Genomic DNA, 26,216 nt, shown 5'->3' on the forward strand with positions numbered 1-26,216 from the left:
ATACTGATGTTTTAGATATTACGAAAAAATGAATGAAGAGAATTTATTTACATAGCCATATAGGGAATAGGGGGATGTCATGTGAAATCAATTATCGAGCTTGATGGCAATACATTAACAAGACAACAAATAGAGGAAATCGTTAAGGGGCAAGCAACAGTTGCTCTTTCTGCTGAGAGTTTAGAACGTATTCGTTTAAGTAGAGAGCGTATTGAAAAACGTTTAGCAGAAGGCCAAACCATTTATGGTGTGAATACAGGGTTTGGTAAACTCAGCAATATAAAAATTGAGGAAGACGATATTGAGCTATTGCAGCTAAATTTATTGCGATCAGATGCAACAGGTGTTGGTGAACCATTCCCAACAGATGTTGTACGTGCAATGATGGTGTTACGTGCCAATGCTTTAGCCAGAGGATTTTCTGGTATTCGTGAGGAAACTGTCCAACTATTATTGAATTTTATTAATAAAGGTGTTCATCCAATTGTTCCGTCACAAGGTTCAGTTGGAGCAAGTGGCGATTTAGCGCCTTTATCACATTTGGCATTAGTGTTAGTGGGAGAAGGTAAGGCAGAGTTTAACGGAGAAATTATGAGTGGTAGTGAGGCGCTAAAGCGAGCAGAGTTAACACCTGTTAGACTGCAAGCTAAAGAGGGGCTGGCACTAGTTAACGGTACACAAGCTATGACTGGTATAGGTGTATTAACGGTCAATGAAGCTGAACGAATTGGGCTTGCAGCGGATATGGCAGCTAGCTTGACATTGGAAGCTTTAAAGGGTATTACCTCAGCATTTGATCCAGCACTTTTAGCAGTAAGACCACATCCAGAATTAGAACTGGTGGGTGGGCGTATTCGTAAGTGGCTTGATGGCAGTAAACGTGTGACAAAGCAAGGTGAAATTCGCATGCAGGATGCTTATTCACTCCGTTGTATTCCACAAGTACATGGTGCTTCTTGGCAGTCATTTTTCTACGCACAGGACCGGGTTCAAACTGAAATGAATGCTACAACTGATAATCCGATTGTGTTAGAAAGTGGGGAGGTATTATCGGGTGGGCATTTCCATGGACAGCCAATAGCCTTAGCAATGGACTTTTTGAAAATAGGTGTATGTGAGTGGGCAAATATTTCAGAGCGCCGTACAGAACGGATGGTAAATCCTCAACTTAATGAAGGGCTACCACCGTTCCTAGCAACAAATCCTGGGATTGAATGTGGACTTATGATTGCTCAATATACAGCAGCTTCCATTGTCTCAGAAAATAAAGTTTTAGCGCATCCTTCTAGTGTAGATTCTATTCCTACATCAGGTAACCAAGAGGATCATGTAAGTATGGGAACAACTTCGGCACGTCAAGTACGTCAGATTGTTCACAACGCTGCACGCGTTATAGCAATCGAATTGATTTGTGCATCACAGGCTATCCATTTAGACAATGCAGAAGAGCAGTTATCGCCAGCTACAGGTAAATTCTTGAAGAAAGTGCGTGAATTCTGTCCACCATTATTAGCCGATCAACCAATTGGCGATGAAATTGAAGCATTGGCGAAATATTTACTATCAAGTAATGATTTAGGAAATGAGTATGTGTAAATTTGGTTGAATCCTGATATGAAATAGCAAAAGTTGAGGCATGGCTCGGTTTTCTTCCGAGTAGCCTCTGCTTAGAAATTATTTAAATATATAAGTCTGAATATTCAGTGTTTTTAGAGCTGTATTACTCACATTACTTTCAATAGGAAAAGGAGCGTGTTTTTAATGGTATTTAAGACAGACATTCGTGCACCACGTGGAAATGAGCTAACGTGTAAGGGATGGACACAGGAAGCAGCAATGCGTATGTTAATGAACAATCTTGACCCAGAGGTGGCAGAGAACCCAGATGAACTGATTGTTTACGGTGGTATTGGTAAGGCTGCTCGTAACTGGGAAAGCTATGAACAAATTATTGCTTCTTTAAAAGAATTAGAGAATGATGAGACACTATTAATCCAATCTGGAAAGCCAGTAGCTGTATTCCGTACACATGAGCATTCTCCTCGTGTGCTGATTGCCAATTCAAACCTTGTACCAGCATGGGCAAATTGGGATCACTTTTACGAATTAGAGGAAAGAAATTTAATGATGTATGGTCAAATGACTGCAGGTAGCTGGATTTATATTGGTGCTCAGGGCATTTTACAAGGAACTTATTTATCATTCGTAGAAGCAGGGAAAAAGGTATTTGGTACTGCGGATTTACGTGGTAAATTCATCCTTACAGGTGGCATGGGTGGTATGAGTGGTGCACAGCCATTAGCAGGGAAAATGGCTGGTGCTGTAATCTTAGTTGTTGAAGTGGATCGTGCTCGCATTGAGCGCAAAATTAAAGAAGGCTACTGTGATTATATTGTAGAAACTGTAGATGAAGCCATTGCCTTAGTCAATAAATTACGTGACCAAAAAGAGCCGGCATCCATTGGTCTTGTTGGGAACTGTGCGGACGTTAATCGTGAGCTGTTGAACCGAGGAATTATCCCAGATTTTGTGACAGACCAAACATCTGCACATGATCCGATTAATGGCTATATACCAAATGGTATGACCTTGGAAGAAGCGCTAAAACTTCGTAAAGAGGATGTAAAAACATATGAGCGTAAAGCAAAAGAAACAATGGCAGAGCATGTTCGTACAATGCTAGAGTTTCAAGAGGCGGGCGCAGAAGTATTTGATTATGGGAATAATATTCGCGCCTATGCCAAAGAAATGGGTGTGACAAATGCCTTTGATTTCCCAGGCTTTGTACCAGCCTATATTCGTCCGTTATTTTGTGAAGGAAAGGGCCCATTCCGTTGGGCGGCGCTTTCAGGAAACCCTGAAGATATTTATAAAACAGATGCACTGGCGAAAGAGATGTTTGCTGAAGATGAGGGTCTAGTCAATTGGATTTATATGGCACAAAAAATGGTGAAATGGCAAGGGTTACCTGCACGAATTTGCTGGCTAGGGTATGGTGATCGTCATCGTTTTGCATTAAAGGTAAATGAAATGGTTGCAAATGGTGAATTATCAGCACCGATTGTCTTTGGTCGTGATCACTTAGATTCAGGTTCTGTAGCATCACCAAATCGTGAAACAGAAGGAATGCTAGATGGTTCGGATGCGGTATCGGATTGGCCAATATTAAATGCTCTTGTTAATACTGCGAGTGGTGCAAGCTGGGTAAGCGTACACCATGGTGGTGGTGTAGGAATGGGTTATTCACAACATGCAGGTCAAGTATTAGTAGCAGATGGATCAGAGCTTGCTGCCGAAAAAATTGCCCGTGTATTAGTTTCGGACCCTGGAATGGGTGTTGCTCGTCATGCTGATGCAGGCTATGATATTGCCATTCATACTGCGAAAAACAAAGGTGTCCATATACCAATGTTAAAGGGTGATGTGAAGTGACCATTCTAATAAAAAATGCCAATGAAGTAATTACCTTAAAAAGTAATGCACAAGGGCCACGTACAAAAGAACAAATGCAGGAAATTGCAGTAATAGAAAATGGTAGTGTTCTTATTGAGGAAGAGCGGATTGTAGCAGTTGGAGCTTATGAACAATTAGAAGCCGACTTCCCAGAATTAATAAAGAAAGCAGAAACGATTGATGCTACTGGTAAGATTGTTATGCCTGGCTTAGTGGATTGTCATACACATTTAGTGCACGGTGGAACACGCGAGCAAGAGTTTAATATGAGACTAAATGGTTCTACCTATATGGAAATCATGAATGCAGGTGGCGGGATTCATGCTACAACAAAGCGTACACGAGAAACAAGCTTTGATGAATTATATGAAAAGACGATGCAGCATTTAGATGTATTTTTAAAGCATGGCATAACAACAGTTGAAGCAAAATCAGGCTATGGCTTGGACTGGGAAACGGAAAAGAAACAGCTAGAGGTCGCAAAAGAATTACAAGCTACACACAATATTGATGTCATTAGCACGTTTATGGGAGCCCATGCAGTTCCTCGTGATTATAAGGGGCGTGAGGATGAATTTGTGGATGTTGTGATCCATGATATGCTACCAAAAGTGGCAGAGTTAGAGTTGGCTGAATTTAATGATGTATTTTGTGAAAAAGGCGTCTTTACACCAGAACAATCTCAACGCATTTTAGAGGCTGGAAAAGCACTTGGCTTAACACCAAAAATACATGCGGATGAAATCGAGCCATATCAAGGCGCAGAGCTTGCTGCGGAAGTAGGAGCCATTTCGGCAGAGCATTTGTTAGTTGCTTCTGATGAGGGAATTCGAAAAATGGCTGAAGCGGGTACAATTGCTGTATTGCTGCCAGGGACTGCATTCTTTTTACGTGCACCTTTCGCAAGAGGGCGTCTAATGATTGACGAAGGAGTACCTGTAGCGATATCAACAGACTTTAACCCTGGATCGTCTCCAACAATGAGTCTACCCTTTATTATGAATCTAGCTTGCATGCATATGGGTATGACATTGGAGGAAGTATTAACGGCAACAACGATTAATGCGGCATATGCATTAAATCGAGGCGAGCAAATTGGTTCCCTTGAAGCACATAAAAAAGCTGACGTACTTATACTTGATGTTGAAAATTACAAGCAGCTGCAATACTTCTACGGCATGAACCATACACATACAGTAATCAAAAATGGGGAAGTTGTTGTACAAAACGGAATTCTACTGAAAGATCAATAATAATAATGGGCATAAATAAGGCAGAGATGCTTTATTTATGCTTTTTTTATAAATAAGTTGCAAATGTTTTGTTGAAAGATTATAATTTTTATAAATAGTAATTTATGAATTACAAATTACTAAAACCTTGTAATTATTAAAGGGGTTATACAATGACGAAATTCCGTACCGAAGAAGAAGTGCTTGCACATTACGATTCTTCAAAATATCAAACACCCGATGGATATACAGCAGATATTGCCATTTTTACAATTACCTCAGAGAAAACAGAGGAAAAGGCACCGCCAAACATGACGTTAAAGATTATGTTAATTAAACGTGCTACTAAGGATACAGCTGGAAATCCCAATATTGAAGGAGGGAAATGGGCACTCCCAGGAGGCTTTGTAGATGCCAATCAAAAAGAAACGGCCTATATTGCAGCAAAGAGAGAATTAAAAGAAGAAACAAATGTAGAAGGTTTACATGTTCAACATTTTGGTGTTTACGATGAAATCGATCGAGACCCACGCGGTTGGATGATTTCGAATGCGTTTTATGCCATTGTTCCTGAGGCATATATTGAGCAACGCAAAGCGAATGATGATGCAGATGATGTAGAACTGTTTGACATAGAAAGTGTATTTACACTTCCATTAGCTTTTGATCACCGAAAAATCATTTCTGATGCGTTGCATTTTATTAAAAGGGATATGATACAAACAACTGTTGCCAAAAACTTTTTACCACAAGCGTTTACTTTATCTGAATTACAGCGGGTGCTCCTGACCGTTGGAGAAGATCCCCGGATATCAAATGATTCAGTATTTTTTACAAAAGCACCTAAATTACCTTTTATCGAAAAAGTGTTGGATGAGGAAGGTAACCCAAAGAAAACGAAGCGAAATTCATTTAGGCCTTCACAACTTTATACATTCAATGATTTTGAAATCGTGGAGTCCATATATCATTAGGAAAGAGACATCTTTCCTGATTGCTTTAAATGAAGTAATTTGTAATTTTAGTATTACTAATTAATAAATTGGAGTGATAATACGATGATGAAAAAACGCGCATTAATTAATATTGATTATACAGTGGATTTTGTTGCGACAGATGGAGCTCTTACTTGTGGAGAGCCTGGGCAGCTGCTCGAACATGCAAATGTTGATTTAACAAAGGAATTTATCAAGAGTGGTGATTTTACAGTATTTGCAATTGATGTTCATGAACAAGGGGATGTATACCACCCAGAAACCAAGCTATTCCCACCACATAATATTCGAAATACAAAGGGGAGAGATTTGTATGGTGCATTAAAACCATTATATGAAGCAAATAAAGAGCAAGATCACGTCTATTACATTGATAAAACGCGTTATTCTGCTTTTGCAGGAACAGATTTAGAATTGAAATTACGTGAACGAGGAATTACTGAGCTTCACTTAATCGGCGTTTGTACAGATATCTGTGTTCTTCATACAGCAGTAGATGCTTATAATAAAGGGTTCGATATCGTCATTCATAAAAATGCTGTCGCCTCCTTTAATCAAACAGGACATGAGTGGGCATTGAATCATTTCGAGCATACACTAGGTGCTACTGTTATTTGACATGAATGGAGGGGAAAATATGAAATATGCGGATGATAGCTTCATGTTACACACAGATTTATATCAAATTAATATAGTGCAAACTTATTGGCAAGATGATGTTCATCAACGTCAAGCTGTTTTTGAGCTATATTTTAGAAAACTTCCATTTGGCAATGGTTATGCGGTATTTGCTGGCTTAAAAAAGGTTATTGATTTTATAAATAACTTTGGGTTCTCTCAAAGTGATATTCAATATTTACGAGAAGAGGGGCAGTATCCAGAGGATTTTCTTCAATACCTTCAAGAGCTTAAGTTTACAGGGAGCATTAAGGGGATGAGAGAAGGAGAACTTGTCTTTGCCAACGAGCCTATCCTACGAATAGAAGCCCCATTAGCAGAAGCCCAATTAATTGAAACGCCCTTGTTAAATATCGTGAACTACCAAACGCTGATTGCGACAAAGGCTTCACGTATCAAACAAGTGACAGGTGAGGATATTGTAATGGAATTTGGTACCAGACGCGCACACGAATTTGATGCTGCTATTTGGGGAACTCGTGCTGCTTATATAGGCGGACTCTCTTCAACAAGCAATGTAAGAGCAGGAAAATTATTCGGCATTCCTGTGTCAGGAACACATGCCCATGCGATGATTCAAACCTATCGAGATGAGTATACTGCGTTTAAAAAATACGCAGCAGCACATAAAGACTGTGTTTTCTTAGTAGATACTTATGACACACTACGTTCTGGCGTTCCTAATGCTATCCGTGTAGCGAAGGAGCTAGGAAATCAAATTAATTTTATTGGTATCCGTTTAGACAGTGGCGATTTAGCCTATCTTTCAAAACAGGCAAGAAAAATGCTAGATGCTGCAGGATTTACAGCAGCTAAAATTATGGCTTCGAATGATTTAGACGAATATACAATCATGCATTTAAAGTCGCAAGAGGCGCAAATTGATGCTTGGGGAATCGGAACTAAGCTGATTACAGCCTATGACCAAGCAGCTCTTGGTGGAGTATACAAATTAGTTTCCATAGAAAACGAAAGTGGAGAAATGGTAGATACCATTAAAATTTCAGCAAATCCTGAGAAAGTAACTACCCCAGGACGTAAACGTGTTTACCGTATTATTAATACAGAGAATGGTCATGCTGAAGGAGATTATATTGCATTAGATAGTGAAAACATACAGCAAGAAGAAAGATTGAGAATGTTCCACCCTATTCATACGTATATTAGTAAATTTGTTACGAATTTTACGGCAAAGGAGTTACATGAAAGCATCGTAGAAAACGGAAATCTTGTTTATGAGGAGCCAACTATTCAAGAAACACAAAAATATGTAAAGGAAAATTTACATTTACTGTGGTGTGAATACAAACGAACAATGAATCCTGAAGAATATCCAGTCGATTTAAGTCAAGCATGTTGGGACAATAAAATGGCAAGCATACAATCAATAAAAGAAAAGGTTTCACAAGGAATGAATTCGAAATTTTAAAAGTAGCTGGTAGGAGGTAGAGACGATGGCGAGAATAGGCATTTATGGTTCATCATTTGATCCTATTACCAATGTTCATCTTTGGACAGCAAGCACTGTCGCGCACCGTTGTAAGTTAGATAAAGTTATTTTTTTGCCTTGTTCAAATAAACGCAAAGATAAAACCATCAAAACAGCCGATACACATCGTTGGAATATGCTTCAGTTAGCCATTGCTAAAGACGATCGTTTTATAGCAGATTCCTATGAAATGGATCAAGAAGGCTGGAATATCTACACATATGACACCATGAAATACTTTAGAGAAAAGAACCCAGAAGATGAGGTCCATTTTATAATGGGTGCTGATTTACTAGTGGATATTGGTGCAGGGTTATGGAGAAAGGGCGACGCATTAGTAGCGGAAAATAAATTTATTGTAATGGCAAGACATGGCATCGATATGCTATCTACCATTAGTCGCTCCCCTATTTTAAGAAATAATGATGATGGAAGATTCCATCTTATAGATAAAGGGCTAGCGATGGAGATTAGCTCTACCTATATTCGTGAAGAATTTGCTATGGGGGGAGAACCAAGATACCTCTTGCCTACTGCTTGTTACAACTATATTAAAGAGCATCATCTTTATCTAAAATAATGAAAGAAAGTTTAAAAGTGTGGTTACGTGCCACACTTTTTTAATTTTGAAAAGATGGTGAATTTTATCATATGTGGCTCAGGGTAAGCTATAATAAAAATAGCAATGGAGTATAATTTTTTCGTCGTTAATAATTATTAATGATTAATGTTAGAAAGGAATTCATGAGTGTGCAGCTTACATTAACATTTCTTATTTTAGGAGCAACAATTTTCACATTTGTGACCAATAAAATACGAGCAGATCTTGTAGCCATTGTGTCACTTTTAGCTTTTGTCATTATGGATATTCTAACGCCAACAGAGGCATTAGCTGGCTTTTCAAACTCTGTAGTTTTAATGATTGCAGGGTTATTTGTCGTAGGTGCAGGAATTTTACGCACTGGCCTGGCAGGAATGGCAGGGCAACTTTTGCTTAAATGGTCGGGCAATAGTGAGCTGAAGCTATTTGTGCTACTACTTATTATTGTAGGATCTGTTGGTGCTTTTATGAGTAATACAGGTACTGTAGCATTAATGATGCCGATCGTTGTAAGTATAGCGATTAGTATGAAAGTTAGTCCTTCTAAATTTCTACTACCACTCTCCTATGTAGCAAGTCTTTCTGGTCTAATGACACTGATTGCATCACCAACCAATTTAATTGTCAGTCAGTTATTGGTTGATCGAGGCTATAACAAGCTTGGCTTTTTTGAAGTGACCCCTATTGGTATTGTGGGGATGATTGCAGGTATTACCTATTTAGTGCTTGTAAGGAATGTTCTATTACCAAAGGATCAAAACCGTACACAAACCAATGAAGGATATAAACTTTCACCAAAGAAAATTATTAAGCAATATGACTTAAATAATCGTCTATTTAAAATCTCTGTTCCTGATGAGTCACCTATTATTGAAACCTCTTTAGCAGAATTAAAACTGCCAGCTAAGTATATGCTCTGTATGATGAAAATTCATCGTAAATCACAAGAGGGTATTAATTTACTACCTATGACTTATCAAGAAATGGCAGGCCCAACTAGTGTCATTCATGCTAAGGACGAGCTATACGTTCAAGGAGAGGTAGAGGATATTCGTCGTTTTGTTGAGGATTATCATCTTGAGATGCAAGGGTTAGTAGAAGGGGAAGCCGATGAACTGGTATCGAAGCATCTTGGCATTGCGGAGGTATTGCTCACACCCAATTCGAGCTTTATCAATGAAACGGTTAGCTCTCTCGGATTCCGAGAAAAATATAATTTAAATATCATTGGCATTAATCGCAAGGGTGGATATAAGCTTCAGGATATGGTGTCTCACAAATTAAAATTTGGAGATGCAATATTAGTTCAGGGAGCATGGGATGAAATTCTTTTATTAGCAAGAGAAACTCAGGATGTCGTGGTTGTCGGGCAGCCGAAAGAACACGCAAGTGTAGCAGCAGCTACAGGCAAAGCTGGAATTGCAGGGATTATTATGTTGTTCATGATTATTTTGATGGCATTTGAAATTTTCCCTGCTGTAATTTCTGTAATGATAGGTGCCGTACTTATGATTTTAACAGGCTGCTTGAGAAACATGGAAGATGCCTACAGCAATATGAATTTTGAAAGTATTGTGCTAGTGGCTGCCATGTTGCCAATGGCGACAGCGTTAGAAAAAACAGGAGGCATGACCATTTTATCCGATGGTATTATTAATGCCTTAGGTGATTTCGGACCATACGGCGTGCTTATAGGCGTTTATATTTTGACAGCCATTTTTGGTCAATTTATTAGTAATACGGCAACTGCTGTATTGTTTGCACCGATTGCCATGAGTGCTGCCATTGCAATGGAGGTTAGTCCCACAACATTTATGATTGCAGTAGCAGTCGCAGCAAGTATGGCGTTTGCTACGCCAATTGCTTCCCCTACTAATGCATTGGTAATGACGGCAGGGGGCTACAAATTTATGGATTTTGTAAGAATAGGGGTACCATTACAAATTGTTATGTTTATTGTCATGATGATCGCCATCCCATTCTTTTTCCCATTTTAAAAACTCGGTTTCTCTACCGAGTTTTTTGTTTTATAAAAAGATCTATTATTTTTTTGTAGGAAATTATGATAAAATTATTTTTTAGTTAGCGGTATAACATTGAACTAGCTTATGGAGTAGATTTTTTTAATCATCCTTTTTGCAGTTATTAATATAGGAAGTTTTTCTTTGATAATAAAAAAGTTAAATTTTTTTCTTGAAAAGTGTTGACCTTTTTAAAATAAGGGTGTAGTATTATAAAAGTCGCCAGGGTGACACGCTAAAACAAAGCAAAACATGAACCTTGAAAACTGAACAAGCAAAACGTAATCAATAAAGTTTTAAGTAGCTAGCTTCGGCGAGTGAACGAAACAAAAATTTTGGACATCAAAATTGATGCCAGCAAAACAATTTGAGCTAATCAAATTTCTTTTATGGAGAGTTTGATCCTGGCTCAGGACGAACGCTGGCGGCGTGCCTAATACATGCAAGTCGAGCGAACAGAGAAGGAGCTTGCTCCTTCGACGTTAGCGGCGGACGGGTGAGTAACACGTGGGCAACCTACCCTATAGTTTGGGATAACTCCGGGAAACCGGGGCTAATACCGAATAATTTGTTTCACCTCATGGTGAAACACTGAAAGACGGTTTCGGCTGTCGCTATAGGATGGGCCCGCGGCGCATTAGCTAGTTGGTGAGGTAACGGCTCACCAAGGCGACGATGCGTAGCCGACCTGAGAGGGTGATCGGCCACACTGGGACTGAGACACGGCCCAGACTCCTACGGGAGGCAGCAGTAGGGAATCTTCCACAATGGGCGAAAGCCTGATGGAGCAACGCCGCGTGAGTGAAGAAGGATTTCGGTTCGTAAAACTCTGTTGTAAGGGAAGAACAAGTACAGTAGTAACTGGCTGTACCTTGACGGTACCTTATTAGAAAGCCACGGCTAACTACGTGCCAGCAGCCGCGGTAATACGTAGGTGGCAAGCGTTGTCCGGAATTATTGGGCGTAAAGCGCGCGCAGGTGGTTTCTTAAGTCTGATGTGAAAGCCCACGGCTCAACCGTGGAGGGTCATTGGAAACTGGGAGACTTGAGTGCAGAAGAGGATAGTGGAATTCCAAGTGTAGCGGTGAAATGCGTAGAGATTTGGAGGAACACCAGTGGCGAAGGCGACTATCTGGTCTGTAACTGACACTGAGGCGCGAAAGCGTGGGGAGCAAACAGGATTAGATACCCTGGTAGTCCACGCCGTAAACGATGAGTGCTAAGTGTTAGGGGGTTTCCGCCCCTTAGTGCTGCAGCTAACGCATTAAGCACTCCGCCTGGGGAGTACGGTCGCAAGACTGAAACTCAAAGGAATTGACGGGGGCCCGCACAAGCGGTGGAGCATGTGGTTTAATTCGAAGCAACGCGAAGAACCTTACCAGGTCTTGACATCCCGTTGACCACTGTAGAGATATGGTTTCCCCTTCGGGGGCAACGGTGACAGGTGGTGCATGGTTGTCGTCAGCTCGTGTCGTGAGATGTTGGGTTAAGTCCCGCAACGAGCGCAACCCTTGATCTTAGTTGCCATCATTTAGTTGGGCACTCTAAGGTGACTGCCGGTGACAAACCGGAGGAAGGTGGGGATGACGTCAAATCATCATGCCCCTTATGACCTGGGCTACACACGTGCTACAATGGACGATACAAACGGTTGCCAACTCGCGAGAGGGAGCTAATCCGATAAAGTCGTTCTCAGTTCGGATTGTAGGCTGCAACTCGCCTACATGAAGCCGGAATCGCTAGTAATCGCGGATCAGCATGCCGCGGTGAATACGTTCCCGGGCCTTGTACACACCGCCCGTCACACCACGAGAGTTTGTAACACCCGAAGTCGGTGAGGTAACCTTTTGGAGCCAGCCGCCGAAGGTGGGATAGATGATTGGGGTGAAGTCGTAACAAGGTAGCCGTATCGGAAGGTGCGGCTGGATCACCTCCTTTCTAAGGATTATTTCGGAATACAAACCTTGGGTTTGTAAGATTACGTTTTGCGTTCAGTTTTGAAGGTTCATTCTTCTGAATGAAACACTTCAAAACTTGTTCTTTGAAAACTGGATAAAACGACATTGAAATTGTAACAAACACATTTTTTTTTTAAGTTTTTTTATAGGCTTAATAACTTGGTTAAGTTATTAAGGGCGCACGGCGAATGCCTTGGCACTAGGAGCCGAAGAAGGACGGCACTAACACCGATATGCTTCGGGGAGCTGTAAGTGAGCTTTGATCCGGAGATTTCCGAATGGGGGAACCCACTACGTTTAATCGCGTAGTATCTTGACGTGAATACATAGCGTCTTGAAGGCAGACCCAGGGAACTGAAACATCTAAGTACCTGGAGGAAGAGAAAGAAAAATCGATTCCCTGAGTAGCGGCGAGCGAAACGGGAAGAGCCCAAACCAAGAGGCTTGCCTCTTGGGGTTGTAGGACACTCAATACGGAGTTACAAAAGAGCGAGTTAGATGAAGCGACTTGGAAAGGTCCGCCAGAGCAGGTAAAAGCCCTGTAGTCGAAAGTTCGTTCTCTCCTGAGTGGATCCTGAGTACGGCGGAACACGTGAAATTCCGTCGGAATCCGGGAGGACCATCTCCCAAGGCTAAATACTACCTAGTGACCGATAGTGAACCAGTACCGTGAGGGAAAGGTGAAAAGCACCCCGGAAGGGGAGTGAAAGAGATCCTGAAACCGTGTGCCTACAAGTAGTTAGAGCCCGTTAATGGGTGATAGCGTGCCTTTTGTAGAATGAACCGGCGAGTTACGATTACGTGCAAGGTTAAGCTTTAGAAGGCGGAGCCGCAGCGAAAGCGAGTCTGAATAGGGCGAAGTAGTACGTGGTCGTAGACCCGAAACCAGGTGATCTACCCATGTCCAGGGTGAAGGTGAGGTAACACTTACTGGAGGCCCGAACCCACGCACGTTGAAAAGTGCGGGGATGAGGTGTGGGTAGCGGAGAAATTCCAATCGAACTTGGAGATAGCTGGTTCTCTCCGAAATAGCTTTAGGGCTAGCCTCGTGATGAGAATACTGGAGGTAGAGCACTGTTTGGACTAGGGGGCCATCCCGGTTTACCGAATTCAGACAAACTCCGAATGCCAGATATTTATACACGGGAGTCAGACTGCGAGTGATAAGATCCGTAGTCAAAAGGGAAACAGCCCAGACCACCAGCTAAGGTCCCAAAGTAATCGTTAAGTGGAAAAGGATGTGGCGTTGCACAGACAACCAGGATGTTGGCTTAGAAGCAGCCATCATTTAAAGAGTGCGTAATAGCTCACTGGTCGAGTGACGCTGCGCCGAAAATGTATCGGGGCTAAACGATTCACCGAAGCTGTGGATTGACATCTACGATGTCAGTGGTAGGAGAGCGTTCTAAGTGCGTTGAAGTCAGACCGGAAGGACTGGTGGAGCGCTTAGAAGTGAGAATGCCGGTATGAGTAGCGAAAGACGGGTGAGAATCCCGTCCACCGTATGACTAAGGTTTCCTGAGGAAGGCTCGTCCGCTCAGGGTTAGTCGGGACCTAAGCCGAGGCCGATAGGCGTAGGCGATGGACAACAGGTTGATATTCCTGTACCACCTCCTCACCGTTTGAGAAATGGGGGGACGCAGTAGGATAGGGTAAGCGCGCTGTTGGATATGCGCGTCCAAGCAGTAAGGCGTGTGTGTAGGCAAATCCGCACACTGTAACGTTGAGCTGTGATGGCGAGTCCGTATGGACGAAGTTCCTGATTTCACACTGCCAAGAAAAGCCTCTATCGAGGTGAGAGGTGCCCGTACCGCAAACCGACACAGGTAGTCGAGGAGAGAATCCTAAGGTGTGCGAGAGAACTCTCGTTAAGGAACTCGGCAAAATGACCCCGTAACTTCGGGAGAAGGGGTGCTCTTGAGCGTGCAAGCGCATGAGAGCCGCAGTGAATAGGCCCAGGCGACTGTTTAGCAAAAACACAGGTCTCTGCAAAACCGTAAGGTGACGTATAGGGGCTGACGCCTGCCCGGTGCTGGAAGGTTAAGAGGAGTGGTTAGCGCAAGCGAAGCTGCGAATTGAAGCCCCAGTAAACGGCGGCCGTAACTATAACGGTCCTAAGGTAGCGAAATTCCTTGTCGGGTAAGTTCCGACCCGCACGAAAGGCGTAACGATCTGGGCACTGTCTCAACGAGAGACTCGGTGAAATTATAGTACCTGTGAAGATGCAGGTTACCCGCGACAGGACGGAAAGACCCCGTGGAGCTTTACTGTAGCCTGATATTGAATTTTGGTACAACTTGTACAGGATAGGTAGGAGCCAGAGATCTCGGAGCGCCAGCTTCGAAGGAGGCGTCGGTGGGATACTACCCTGGTTGTATTGAAATTCTAACCCATGCCCCTTAGCGGGGCAGGAGACAGTGTCAGGCGGACAGTTTGACTGGGGCGGTCGCCTCCTAAAAGGTAACGGAGGCGCCCAAAGGTTCCCTCAGAATGGTTGGAAATCATTCGTAGAGTGTAAAGGCACAAGGGAGCTTGACTGCGAGACCTACAAGTCGAGCAGGGTCGAAAGACGGGCTTAGTGATCCGGTGGTTCCGCATGGAAGGGCCATCGCTCAACGGATAAAAGCTACCCCGGGGATAACAGGCTTATCTCCCCCAAGAGTCCACATCGACGGGGAGGTTTGGCACCTCGATGTCGGCTCATCGCATCCTGGGGCTGTAGTCGGTCCCAAGGGTTGGGCTGTTCGCCCATTAAAGCGGTACGCGAGCTGGGTTCAGAACGTCGTGAGACAGTTCGGTCCCTATCCGTCGTGGGCGTAGGAAATTTGAGAGGAGCTGTCCTTAGTACGAGAGGACCGGGATGGACACACCGCTGGTGTACCAGTTGTCTTGCCAAAGGCATCGCTGGGTAGCTATGTGTGGACGGGATAAGTGCTGAAAGCATCTAAGCATGAAGCCCCCCTCAAGATGAGATTTCCCATTACGCAAGTAAGTAAGATCCCTCAAAGACGATGAGGTAGATAGGTTCGAGGTGGAAGTGTGGTGACACATGGAGCTGACGAATACTAATCGATCGAGGACTTAACCAAAACGTTTGAACCATTCAATGCACGTTTATCCAGTTTTGAAAGAATAAGTCTTTCAACTGAATAAGTGAAGTGATGATGGCAAAGAGGTCACACCCGTTCCCATACCGAACACGGAAGTTAAGCTCTTTAGCGCCGATGGTAGTTGGGGGTTTCCCCCTGTGAGAGTAGGACATCGCTTCGCTTATTTTTTGTGGAGGATTAGCTCAGCTGGGAGAGCATCTGCCTTACAAGCAGAGGGTCGGCGGTTCGAGCCCGTCATCCTCCACCATTATGGTCCCGTGGTGTAGCGGTTAACATGCCTGCCTGTCACGCAGGAGATCGCCGGTTCGATCCCGGTCGGGACCGCCATTATTATTGCCGGTGTAGCTCAGTTGGTAGAGCAACTGACTTGTAATCAGTAGGTCGTGGGTTCGACTCCTATCGCCGGCACCATTCCCTTGGAGGGGTAGCGAAGTGGCTAAACGCGGCGGACTGTAAATCCGCTCCTTAGGGTTCGGCGGTTCGAATCCGTCCCCCTCCACCATTTTAGGGGCATAGTTCAACGGTAGAATAGAGGTCTCCAAAACCTTTGGTGTGGGTTCGATTCCTACTGCCCCTGCCAGGTATTGAGGTACTCGTTCATATATAGCTATTATTTTATAGTGGCGATTGTGGCGAAGTGGTTAACGCATCGGATTGTGGTTCCGACATTCGTGGGTTCGATTCCCATCAGTCGCCCCATTTCAAAATTGGGGTATAGCCAAGCGGTAAGGCAACGGATTTTGATTCCGTCATGCCTAGGTTCGAATCCTAGTACCCCAGCCATTTTTTATTTTACGAGCCATTAGCTCAGTTGGTAGAGCATCTGACTTTTAATCAGAGGGTCGAAGGTTCGAGTCCTTCATGGCTCATCGTTTTTTAATTAATATGCGCCCGTAGCTCAATTGGATAGAGCGTCTGACTACGGATCAGAAGGTTATGGGTTCGACTCCTGTCGGGCGCGCCAATAAATTCACGTTTACGGAATGTAGCTCAGCTTGGTAGAGCACTTGGTTTGGGACCAAGGGGTCGTAGGTTCGAATCCTGTCATTCCGACCATCTTTCATGATAAAATGGGGCCTTAGCTCAGCTGGGAGAGCGCCTGCCTTGCACGCAGGAGGTCAGCGGTTCGATCCCGCTAGGCTCCACCATTTTAATATTTTTGGAGGTATACCCAAGTCTGGCTGAAGGGATCGGTCTTGAAAACCGACAGGCGGGTAACACCGCGCGGGGGTTCGAATCCCTCTACCTCCTCCATTTTCCGGGTCAGTAGCTCAGTTGGTAGAGCATTAGATTGAAGCTCTAAGTGTCGGCGGTTCGATTCCGTCCTGACCCACCATTATTGCGGGTGTAGTTTAATGGTAAAACCTCAGCCTTCCAAGCTGATGTCGTGAGTTCGATTCTCATCACCCGCTCCAAAATGGGCCTATAGCTCAGCTGGTTAGAGCGCACGCCTGATAAGCGTGAGGTCGATGGTTCGAGTCCATTTAGGCCCATCATTATTCCGAAGTAGCTCAGTTGGTAGTAGCACCTGACTGTTAATCAGGTTGTCGCAGGTTCGAGTCCTGCCTTCGGAGCCACGGCCCGTTGGTCAAGTGGTTAAGACACCGCCCTTTCACGGCGGTAACACGGGTTCGAATCCCGTACGGGTCATCAAGCATGTAGCACAGATGTGTGTTACATGCTTTTTTCTATTTCCTTTAAGTACATTCTCCTTTTTCATGTTGTTGAAAAAAGATCATGACAATAGCAGAAAAAGAGCTTTTGGCAAGGCGAGGGGTTGATTCCCGTTCCGTCAGCGTCCTTTCCAAGAGATGTCCGATGAGCCGTTTCCCTCACTGCGTTCACTCCAGTGTCTCATCTGTGACGCTGGCTCCACTCCAATCAACCATGTGCAATAGTGACAACACCCCTTCATAAAGGGTAGTGAAGACCTTCACTTTATTTGAAAATCTTTGCTAAAAAAGTAAACATTTTGTAGGTTGGAGTGGAGGGCTACTTGACTCCCGTGGGATAGCGAGACAGGCGAGCCCCTGCACGGAGCGGGAGCGGAGGAAGCGGCTCGGCGCTCGCCCACAGGAAAGCAAGTAGCCTGCAACGGAAACCATTTTCACCTTTCACAAAAATTCTATTGTTAGTTTTGTTTTTCAACACTATGTAGATTCTCTTTACGAAAGAGAATCTACAGATTAAATTTGAACAAACTATTTCATATATAAAATATGTATGTTTTTTCAAGTACTATTTTCATGGTGCTTGTCGTTTTGTTCCTCTAATATGAGGATAAGTGGAGGAATCGATATGAATATACAGGAGATACAGCAATTTTTAAGTTTATACCAGACAGAACAAAATAAATCAGAACTTTGGTTAAAGAATAGATTACAGGAAGTTGAAAATGCAGGTGAATATTACCCAACAACTGAGGAGCTAGTTTTTGGTGCAAGAGTGGCATGGCGTAATAGCAATAAATGTATCGGACGTCTATTTTGGCAGTCACTGCATGTGGTAGATGCACGTGATGTTTTAGATGAACAGGATATTTTTCAAAAATTACTAGAACATATTGATTATGCAACAAATTGTGGGAAGATCCGTCCAACTATAACAGTGTTTGCTTCAGATAGAGTAAGGATTTGGAATCATCAACTTATCCGTTATGCAGGCTATGAAACAGAAGCAGGCGTTATTGGAGATTCGCAATCCATTGAGTTTACAAAAGTATGTAAATCTCTGGGATGGAAAGGTAAAGGAACGGCTTTTGATGTGCTACCACTCATTATACAGGTGGATGATCGCGCTCCCAAAATGTATGTAATCCCTGAAGAATATATAGTAGAGGTCTCAATCCGCCATCCAGAGTCAGTGGATGTGGAGAAGTTAGGGATGAAATGGTATGCCGTACCCATAATTTCGAGTATGCGTTTTCAAATGGCGGGTATTGATTTTCAAGCTGCTCCATTTAATGGCTGGTATATGGGAACAGAAATCGGTGCACGCAATTTAGCAGATCATGAGCGCTATAACATGCTACCTGCTATTGCAGAAATTTTTAATCTTGATACAACCAAACAAGCGTCTCTTTGGCGTGATCGTGCATTAGTGGAACTTAATATTGCTGTTCTTCACTCATTTAAAGAAGATGGTGTGAGCATTGTTGATCACCATACAGCGGCTCAGCAATTTAAATTGTTTGAGGAAGCAGAAAAATCAGCAGAAAGAGAAGTTACAGGCAACTGGACATGGTTAATCCCGCCACTTTCGCCTGCAACGACTCATATATTCCATAAACCCTATGTAAATATATATCATACACCAAATTATTTTTATCAAAAGCCGTGCTATTAGCAGTAAAGGAGATGTTTACTTTCCTAATAATTTTGAAAATTAATTTCCAAATTACATGTTGAGGAGAGGGCGTTGATTATGTTAGACCAGCAAATCCCGAATATCCCATGGAGACAATTGACGACACCTTATGGTAGAGGAACAACCATCCCTCAGCTGATTGAACAGGAGCAATATCCACAGCTAGCTGAGTTAATTGAACATCAAGGTACACTATGGCAGGTGACACCCTGGGTTTTGCTGCTCCTTTTAAAAAAGCTAGCTAGTAAAAATACGGAGGATGTCTCCTTACAAGAATTACAGTTATATTTGGCTGTGGCACATGCTATTACAAAGGATTATCTAGACTCAGCCAATACTGTTGAAACCATGCAGGAGCTATTAGATACTAACTATTTATGGTCAGAAAATGAGGACAATGATGAGCAGGAGTGGGAGGAAGAAACGCCAAAGGGCTATGGGCAGCAAGCTTTTGTAGGCTATTATTATTTTAGTTATTTACTCCTACAAGAGGCTATTCCTATTTTTTCTGCTATGACAGTTCATAGTAATGAAGCAAAAGAATGTCTTGCAGAATTGCTAACATTACTACAGCAAGCTGACCATTAAACAATGCGTAAACGTATACACCATATAGAAATAAAGCAGATGGGGAACCTGAACCATCTGCTTTATTTATTAATGCACATATTCATCCTTGGAGGCTCTCATTGAGCAAAAGAAGAGTAATATTGCCACAACGACAAAGAGCCATCCCGCAATATTCCAGCCACCAAAGAAATCATGCAAGTAGCCAAAAAGAATAGGACCAATTGCGGCAAATAAATAACCCAAAGATTGTGCAAAGCCTGATAAATCAGCTGCCTCAAATGCAGTACGAGTGCGGAGAGTGAAGAACATCATTGCTAGGGCGAATGAAGAACCTCCTGCTAACCCTAGAAGGACCATCCACAGTACACCAAGACTAGTCCATTCCATGACAACACCAACAAAGCCTACTAAATAGAAGGATGTAAACATCAATACAAGGGGGCGTTGTGAAGTCATTTTACCTGCAATTATAGGCACAGCCAAAGCCATTGGTACTTGTGAGAATTGCATGATGGAAAACATCCAACCGGCCTTGTCAGGAGCTAGTCCTTGGGCAATATAGATCTCGGGAATCCAAGCTGCAGTCGTGTAGAATAATAAAGACTGTAACCCCATTGCGCCTGTGACAGCCCAAGTAACAGGTGATTTCCATAAAGGTGTACCTGTCTTTTTAGATGTAGTAACTGGTTCGGGTTTATTTGATTTTAATTGAGGTATCCAAATTAAGATTGTAACGAGAACGAGTACGAGTGCAATGGACAGCGCACCTTGCCAGCCTAACGATGAATTGGCTATAGGATAGCTAATACCAGCACCAAGACCAGCAGTTAAATTCATGGACATGGTGAAAAAGGCCATCAATAAACCGACATGGTATGGAAATTTTAATTTTAATAATCCTGGAATAAGTACATTTCCAAAAGAAATGGCTACGCCAATTAGCACAGTACCTAATAGAAGTAACTCTGTTGTACCGAGTGAACGTAGGACAATCCCAAAGGCCAATAGAAAAGTTGATAAAAATAATGTTAGCTCAAGCCCTAGTTTGCGTGCTACAACTGGTGCAAATGGAGATATAATAGCAAAAGCAAGCAATGGAATCGTTGTTAGAAAGCCTGCCAATACATTAGATATCCCAAGATCTTCACGGATAAAGGATATAATTGGGCCAACAACAGTTAGTGGCATTCGTAATGTAGAGGCTATAAAGATAACTCCGAAAACTAAAAGTAAGGTTGTTCCTTTCCAGCTAATTTTTTTACTAGGATAACTAGCGGAATGATCATTTGTAGTCAAAATAAAATCCCCCCTAATCATAACCATTCTAATTGAACTACTATAACACTTTATCACACTATTAAAAATAGTAGAAGATTCATAAAATACAGAACATTTTCCGTTATATTGAAATGTCTATGGTCTTATGTTAGTATAATAAACATCATAAATTTAATAATTATATGCCTCATGTTTGTATTGAGGTAGAGGTCGCGATATTTATAAGTATGCTAATTGAAATGACAAGCATTGATGAAATTAGCTGAAAGGAAATATTGCCGAAGTGTGAGGGGACTTGAAAACCTCATGCTGGGGCTGTCTCCGAAAGGAACAGAACTGTCACGTTTGCACAACGTGTTGAGCTATCATGTAGGAAAAACTGAGGATTAACGTAGCCATCACAGTGTATATGTGATGGCATTTTTTTGCCTCATAAATAGGAAGGAAGCTATATCGTGAGTGAAATAAAAGTAAATCAGCTTGGTCATAAAGCACCGAAGCTGAAAAAAGAATTAAAAAGCCGCCATATTACAATGATTTCTTTAGGCGGTACTATCGGTACGGGGCTATTTTTAGCCAGTGGTGGTGCTATTGCACAGGCAGGACCTGGAGGTGCATTGCTGGCCTATGCCTTAATCGGTATTATGGTGTATTTTTTAATGACGAGTTTAGGAGAAATGGCTGCGTATATGCCATCATCAGGTTCATTTAGTACCTACGCAACCAAATTTGTAGATCCTGCTTTAGGATTTGCATTAGGCTGGAACTATTGGTATAACTGGGCAATCACAATTGCTGCAGAAATCGCTGCCGTGTCATTAATTATGAAATATTGGTTCCCGGATAGCTCATCAGCACTTTGGACAGTATTATTTATTGTTGTAGTACTGACGTTTAATTTACTATCCGTGAAAAGTTATGGTGAAAGTGAATATTGGTTTGCCATGATTAAGGTAGTAACGGTCATCGTTTTTATTATCATTAGCTTACTAATGATTTTTGGTATTTTAGGTGGGCAGGCTCCTGTAGGTTTCACTAATTTCTTTATTAGTGATGGGCCATTCCATGGTGGCTTCCTTGCTACATTTGGTATTTTCCTAGCTGCTGGATTTTCATTTCAAGGGACAGAATTACTTGGAATTACAGCTGGTGAAACAGATGATCCTGGTAAAAATATTCCGAAGGCTGTTAAATCTGTATTTTGGCGTATTCTTTTGTTTTATATTTTAGCGATTGGTGCAATTGGGATGCTGATTCCATTCACAGATGAACGTTTATTATCAGAAGATATCGCAGTATCACCGTTTACACTAGTGTTTGACCGCCTAGGTATTGCCTTTGCTGCTTCATTAATGAATGCCATTATTTTAACGGCTATGCTGTCAGCAGGAAATTCAGGCCTATATGCATCTTCTCGTATGCTATGGCAATTAGCGGTGGATGGACATGCACCTAAATTTTTCGCAAAGCTAAGTCGTCGAGGTATTCCGATTTATGCACTGATGGCAACATTAGCTGTAGGCTGTTTAGCATTTTTAGCATCATTCTTTGGTGATGGAGTGGTTTATATCTGGCTATTAAATGCCTCTGGAATGTCAGGCTTTATTGCATGGCTGGGTATTGCATTTAGTCATTATCGTTTCCGCCGAGCGTTTGATGCACAGGGCTTAGATCCAAAGTTATTACCTTATAAAGCCAAATTATATCCGTTTGGACCATTATTTGCTTTTACCGTTTGTATGATCGTAGTCATTGGACAAAATTACACAGCCTTTACAGGTGATAAAATTGATTGGTATGGCATCCTTGTTTCGTATATTGGGATTCCACTATTTTTAGCACTATGGTTTGGCTATAAAATAAAGCACAAAACCAAAATGCTGCCACTTAAAGATTGTGATTTAAAAGTTGAAGATTAAATAATAGAGCTGTTCTGTAAACCAAAGAGTGATGGGTTTATAGGACAGCTCTTTTTCAACAATCATGAACAAAATCTCTCAAAATAAACATCATAAATATGGTAATGTAATATAGATATGGAAATTTAGAGTTGGCAGGGAGAGGTGCATGATAGTGCAAAAGCATATTTTACTCGTAGAAGATGATGAAGCCATTCGCGAAATGGTCGATAATTACTTAACAATGGAAGGTTTCTCTGTCACAACAGTGACCAATGGCGAAGAAGCATTACAAAGTTGTTTAGAAAATACCTTTGATTTAGTCATCCTAGATATTATGATTCCTAAACTAAATGGATTAGAAGTATTAAAGATTATTCGAGAGCAGGCAGCACTTCCTATCATTATTATGTCTGCAAAAGACAGCGATGTTGATAAAGCATTGGGCTTAGGATTAGGAGCAGATGATTATATTGCTAAACCCTTTTCTATGCTAGAATTTTCGGCACGTGTAAAGGCTGTTATCAGAAGAGCTACAAAATACTCTAGTCAGGATAACCAAAAGCAAGATGTCCTAGAAATTGATAATTTAAAGATAGATATTGTTAATTACTCAATAGCAAAGAACGGGCAAGAGGTAAAGCTGACATCAAAGGAATTTTCTATTTTAAAGTTGTTTGTGACAAATCGTCATCGGGTTTTTACCAAAGAGCAAATTTATCAGATGATATGGAAAGATGCTTACTACGGCGATGAAAATATTATAAATGTACATATAAGAAGACTACGAGAAAAAATAGAAGATGACCCGTCAAATCCTCTATATATTAAAACCCTATGGGGAATCGGCTATAAGTTTGAGGGTTAAGAATATGATGATATTTCTATTACTAATAGTGGTATTGCTAATCGGGATTATTATTTTTCAATGGAAAGTCAAAAAGGAACAAGATCGCACTATCCAATACACGCATAGAAAATTACAAGTAATTGTGAATGAACAGACTTATGAAAAGATTTTAGTAGCAACTACAAATTCAGAAATTCAACAGTTACTTATTACAATGAATACCGTACTAGATCAGCATCAAAAAATCCAAGCAACACATCAGAAAATGGAAAATTCCATGAAAAAGATGTTGGCAAACATTTCGCATGATCTTAAAACGCCTTTAACGGTTGTATTAGGCTATATTGAGATGCTTCAACTTCAGAGCTCGATTAGTGAGGAGGAACGCCAACGATTACTTACGGGTGTTCATGCTAAAACTTTAGAAGTATTAAAAATTATTCATACATTTTTTGATCTGGCGAAATTAGAGGCTGGAGATACAGATTATCCAATCACTAAAATCAATGTCAGTGAAATCTGTCGTAAAAATATATTATCTTTTTATGATCTGGTTACTTCAATGGGATTAGATATTAAGATTGATATCCCAGAGCGCCCTATGTATGCACTCGGTAATGAAGAAGCATTAGATAGAGCCTTAAACAATCTACTGTCTAATGCTATTGCATATGGAGCAGATGGCCATGTCCTTGGAATTACCGTAAGAAATGATGAAGCCAATATTGATATTGATGTGTGGGATTGTGGCAAGGGCATTGATGAATATCATATCGATAGCGTTTTTGAAAGGATGTATACACTAGAGGATTCTCGAAATAAATCCTTCCAAGGTAGTGGTTTGGGACTAACGATTACAAAGCGACTAGTAGAAATAATGAATGGCTCCATTCGGTTATCGAGTATTCCCTATGAAAAAACCATTTTTACCATTTCGTTAAAACGAATGATGTATTGAATCATTTATGCTTGTAGAGCTTTAATGCTTTGCAGGCTTTTTTACTTAAGAAATTTGTAAGAATGCAGTAATAAAATAGAGAGTTTCATTTTTTATAATGAACGTAGTCACAATTGAGGGAGAGAATTACATGACATACATTGTAAAAACAAACCAGCTTACGAAAGTCTACGATGGAAAAGAAGTTGTTTCTGCTGTCAATATGAACGTTAAGAAGGGAGAGATTTATGGATTTTTAGGTCCTAATGGTGCGGGTAAAACCACTGTTATGAAGATGCTAACTAATCTAACGAAACCTACAAGTGGGGATGTAGAGATTTTAGGGGAGATATTGACAGACCGATCCTATGAAATACTAAAAAGAATGGGATCAATTATTGAATATCCTATTTTCTATGAAAAATTAACAGCTAGTGAGACTCTGGAACTACATTGTGAATACATGGGTTATTATGATAAGAAAGAAATTGCGCATGTTCTTAATTTAGTAAAGTTATCGAATACAGAAAATAAGCAGGTTAAAGATTTTTCTCTGGGGATGAAACAGAGATTAGGCATTGCACGAGCTATTATTACAAAGCCAGAGTTACTTATATTAGACGAACCCATTAATGGATTGGACCCAGTAGGGATAAAGGAGTTAAGAGAGCTTTTCAAGATGCTTTGTAAGGAGTATGGCATAACCATTATTATTTCTAGTCATATCCTGGCTGAAATAGAACAATTGGTCGATACGATAGGTGTTATTAAGAATGGTAGGCTCATCACTGAGGTAGCAATGGATACAATCAATCGTGATCAGGTCAATTATACGGAAGTGATCGTAAGTGATGGGAAAAAGGCAGCGTTTATTATTGAAAGTGAATTGAAGATTACTAATTTCAAGCTGATGGATGATAACTCTATACGTATTTATGACTCGACAGTATCCCAGCAAACCCTATCTAGAGCATTAATTGAACATGGCGTTGAGATTGAGGAGATTAGTAAAAAAACAAGTTCATTAGAGGATTATTTCTTAAAGCTAATCAATGGAGGCGTTGTTCATGCTTAATTTAATGCGTTTAGAAATGAAAAAATTTCATTTAGGGTCCTATGTTAAAGGGGCCATTATTGCTAATTTTGTTATTCTTGGGTTTTTGTTTATGATTTTATTTATTTCTAAAGTAGAGGGAGATCCAGGGCTTGAAAATTATGAGGTTGCTTTAAGTGTCATTGATTCCTTTGTAAGAGCAGTTTTTATTATTTTTGCTTCTACGTTAATAGCTAAGTTAATCATCGGAGAATATAAATTTAAAACCATCACATTAGCCTTTATGTATCCTATAAGTAGAAAGAAATTAATGGTCGCAAAGCTTGCCATTGTCATGCTATTTACATTCACAATGATCATTATCTCCAATGCTCTTATTACAACAATTTTTTGTGTCATTAGCGATCGATATGAATTAATTCCTGATGTACTATCAAGTTCTTTAATTATCCAGCACATACCTTCTATATTGATGAATGCGATAGCTGCCTCAGGTATAGCTTTAATCCCATTGTATTTCGGGATGAGAAAATACTCCATACCGACAACGATCATTTCATCTATTATCATTGTATCTGTAACTTCGTCTAATTCAGGTAACTTTACTTTAAACGATATTATTATTATTCCAATTACTTTAGCAATCGTGGGTCTTGGTATTGCCTATTTAGCCATACGGAATGTTGAGAAGGTTGATGTTTAATCGAAAAAAGCCAGGTACTCAAT

At 41.2% G+C, this 26,216-nt stretch carries 16 protein-coding genes, 17 tRNA genes, 3 rRNA genes and 1 riboswitch; of the genes, 35 read left to right on the forward strand and 1 reads right to left on the reverse strand.

The features are described 5' to 3' along the window. The first annotated feature begins 81 nt into the window (after positions 1–81). From hutH to JTI58_RS10290, 30 genes are all read left to right on the forward strand, one after another. A complete protein-coding gene (gene hutH / locus JTI58_RS10145; RefSeq protein WP_205446491.1) occupies positions 82–1,596 on the forward strand; it encodes a histidine ammonia-lyase in 1,515 nt (504 codons plus the stop codon). Between the two features lie 165 nt (positions 1,597–1,761). Further along, the gene (gene hutU, locus JTI58_RS10150) at positions 1,762–3,432 is read left to right on the forward strand and encodes a urocanate hydratase (protein ID WP_205446492.1); all 1,671 of its coding nucleotides are present in this window, start codon (positions 1,762–1,764) and stop codon (positions 3,430–3,432) included. After that, positions 3,429–4,706: an imidazolonepropionase gene (gene hutI, locus JTI58_RS10155; protein ID WP_205446493.1), complete on the forward strand. Its 1,278-nt coding sequence runs from the start codon at positions 3,429–3,431 to the stop codon at positions 4,704–4,706. Before hutU ends, hutI begins: the two co-directional genes overlap by 4 nt. Positions 4,707–4,858: 152 nt before the next feature. After that, positions 4,859–5,659 carry an NUDIX domain-containing protein gene (locus JTI58_RS10160; RefSeq protein ID WP_205446494.1) on the forward strand — a complete coding sequence of 267 codons (801 nt, stop codon included), beginning with the start codon at positions 4,859–4,861 and terminating at the stop codon, positions 5,657–5,659. Between the two features lie 84 nt (positions 5,660–5,743). Further along, positions 5,744–6,298 (forward strand): cysteine hydrolase family protein, encoded by a 555-nt coding sequence (locus JTI58_RS10165; RefSeq protein WP_205446495.1) that lies wholly within the window; start codon positions 5,744–5,746, stop codon positions 6,296–6,298. A gap of 19 nt (positions 6,299–6,317) precedes the next feature. Then, positions 6,318–7,787 carry a nicotinate phosphoribosyltransferase gene (locus tag JTI58_RS10170; RefSeq protein WP_205446496.1) on the forward strand — a complete coding sequence of 490 codons (1,470 nt, stop codon included), beginning with the start codon at positions 6,318–6,320 and terminating at the stop codon, positions 7,785–7,787. Positions 7,788–7,812: 25 nt separating this feature from the next. Further along, entirely contained in the window at positions 7,813–8,427 is a 615-nt protein-coding gene (nadD, locus tag JTI58_RS10175; RefSeq protein WP_205446497.1) for a nicotinate-nucleotide adenylyltransferase, read from the forward strand. 164 nt (positions 8,428–8,591) lie between these two features. Further along, complete coding sequence (locus tag JTI58_RS10180) at positions 8,592–10,445, forward strand: SLC13 family permease (protein ID WP_205446498.1); 1,854 nt, start codon at positions 8,592–8,594, stop codon at positions 10,443–10,445. 410 nt (positions 10,446–10,855) lie between these two features. Beyond that, positions 10,856–12,407: ribosomal RNA gene (locus tag JTI58_RS10185) — 16S ribosomal RNA — on the forward strand. Positions 12,408–12,588: 181 nt separating this feature from the next. Next, positions 12,589–15,516 (forward strand): 23S ribosomal RNA (locus tag JTI58_RS10190). Between the two features lie 65 nt (positions 15,517–15,581). After that, positions 15,582–15,697 (forward strand): 5S ribosomal RNA (rrf, locus tag JTI58_RS10195). Together the 16S, 23S and 5S rRNA genes with 17 tRNA genes alongside form the textbook arrangement of a ribosomal RNA operon. An 11-nt stretch (positions 15,698–15,708) precedes the next feature. Continuing rightward, positions 15,709–15,784 (forward strand) — tRNA-Val (locus tag JTI58_RS10200). Positions 15,785–15,788: 4 nt separating this feature from the next. After that, positions 15,789–15,864, forward strand: a tRNA-Asp gene (locus tag JTI58_RS10205). Positions 15,865–15,872: 8 nt separating this feature from the next. Then, positions 15,873–15,948 (forward strand) — tRNA-Thr (locus tag JTI58_RS10210). A gap of 7 nt (positions 15,949–15,955) precedes the next feature. Beyond that, positions 15,956–16,039 (forward strand) — tRNA-Tyr (locus JTI58_RS10215). Between the two features lie 4 nt (positions 16,040–16,043). Continuing rightward, a tRNA-Trp gene (locus tag JTI58_RS10220) sits at positions 16,044–16,117 on the forward strand. A 43-nt stretch (positions 16,118–16,160) separates the two neighbouring features. After that, positions 16,161–16,236: transfer RNA gene (locus JTI58_RS10225), tRNA-His, on the forward strand. 9 nt (positions 16,237–16,245) lie between these two features. After that, positions 16,246–16,320 (forward strand) — tRNA-Gln (locus JTI58_RS10230). A 13-nt stretch (positions 16,321–16,333) separates the two neighbouring features. Beyond that, positions 16,334–16,406: transfer RNA gene (locus JTI58_RS10235), tRNA-Lys, on the forward strand. Between the two features lie 18 nt (positions 16,407–16,424). After that, positions 16,425–16,501: transfer RNA gene (locus JTI58_RS10240), tRNA-Arg, on the forward strand. A gap of 15 nt (positions 16,502–16,516) precedes the next feature. Beyond that, positions 16,517–16,593: transfer RNA gene (locus JTI58_RS10245), tRNA-Pro, on the forward strand. Positions 16,594–16,609: 16 nt separating this feature from the next. Further along, positions 16,610–16,685, forward strand: a tRNA-Ala gene (locus JTI58_RS10250). A 13-nt stretch (positions 16,686–16,698) separates the two neighbouring features. Then, positions 16,699–16,791: transfer RNA gene (locus tag JTI58_RS10255), tRNA-Ser, on the forward strand. Between the two features lie 6 nt (positions 16,792–16,797). After that, positions 16,798–16,873, forward strand: a tRNA-Phe gene (locus JTI58_RS10260). A gap of 5 nt (positions 16,874–16,878) precedes the next feature. Then, positions 16,879–16,952: transfer RNA gene (locus JTI58_RS10265), tRNA-Gly, on the forward strand. A 4-nt stretch (positions 16,953–16,956) separates the two neighbouring features. After that, positions 16,957–17,030 (forward strand) — tRNA-Ile (locus JTI58_RS10270). Between the two features lie 7 nt (positions 17,031–17,037). Then, positions 17,038–17,114 (forward strand) — tRNA-Asn (locus JTI58_RS10275). Position 17,115: 1 nt separating this feature from the next. Beyond that, positions 17,116–17,187: transfer RNA gene (locus JTI58_RS10280), tRNA-Glu, on the forward strand. A gap of 648 nt (positions 17,188–17,835) precedes the next feature. Continuing rightward, positions 17,836–18,882 (forward strand): nitric oxide synthase oxygenase, encoded by a 1,047-nt coding sequence (locus tag JTI58_RS10285; protein ID WP_205446499.1) that lies wholly within the window; start codon positions 17,836–17,838, stop codon positions 18,880–18,882. A 78-nt stretch (positions 18,883–18,960) separates the two neighbouring features. After that, complete coding sequence (locus tag JTI58_RS10290; protein ID WP_205446500.1) at positions 18,961–19,491, forward strand: hypothetical protein; 531 nt, start codon at positions 18,961–18,963, stop codon at positions 19,489–19,491. 69 nt (positions 19,492–19,560) lie between these two features. Here the strand turns inward: JTI58_RS10290 and JTI58_RS10295 are convergent, their stop codons facing one another. After that, a complete protein-coding gene (locus tag JTI58_RS10295) occupies positions 19,561–20,769 on the reverse strand; it encodes a CynX/NimT family MFS transporter (protein WP_205446501.1) in 1,209 nt (402 codons plus the stop codon). 178 nt (positions 20,770–20,947) lie between these two features. After that, positions 20,948–21,124: riboswitch (Lysine riboswitch) on the forward strand. 82 nt (positions 21,125–21,206) lie between these two features. Here JTI58_RS10295 and JTI58_RS10300 point away from each other — a divergent pair. The 5 genes from JTI58_RS10300 (at position 21,207) to JTI58_RS10320 (ending at position 26,193) form a co-directional block, all read left to right on the forward strand. Continuing rightward, the gene (locus JTI58_RS10300; protein ID WP_205446502.1) at positions 21,207–22,670 is read left to right on the forward strand and encodes an amino acid permease; all 1,464 of its coding nucleotides are present in this window, start codon (positions 21,207–21,209) and stop codon (positions 22,668–22,670) included. Between the two features lie 154 nt (positions 22,671–22,824). Next, entirely contained in the window at positions 22,825–23,517 is a 693-nt protein-coding gene (locus JTI58_RS10305) for a response regulator transcription factor (protein ID WP_279381329.1), read from the forward strand. A gap of 4 nt (positions 23,518–23,521) precedes the next feature. After that, a complete protein-coding gene (locus JTI58_RS10310; protein WP_205446504.1) occupies positions 23,522–24,457 on the forward strand; it encodes a sensor histidine kinase in 936 nt (311 codons plus the stop codon). Between the two features lie 130 nt (positions 24,458–24,587). Next, a complete protein-coding gene (locus tag JTI58_RS10315) occupies positions 24,588–25,511 on the forward strand; it encodes an ABC transporter ATP-binding protein (RefSeq protein ID WP_205446505.1) in 924 nt (307 codons plus the stop codon). Further along, the gene (locus tag JTI58_RS10320; RefSeq protein WP_205446506.1) at positions 25,504–26,193 is read left to right on the forward strand and encodes an ABC transporter permease; all 690 of its coding nucleotides are present in this window, start codon (positions 25,504–25,506) and stop codon (positions 26,191–26,193) included. Before JTI58_RS10315 ends, JTI58_RS10320 begins: the two co-directional genes overlap by 8 nt. Positions 26,194–26,216: the final 23 nt, after the last annotated feature.

The organism is Lysinibacillus fusiformis, assembly GCF_016925635.1.
In the GTDB taxonomy this organism is placed as follows: domain Bacteria; phylum Bacillota; class Bacilli; order Bacillales_A; family Planococcaceae; genus Lysinibacillus; species Lysinibacillus fusiformis_F.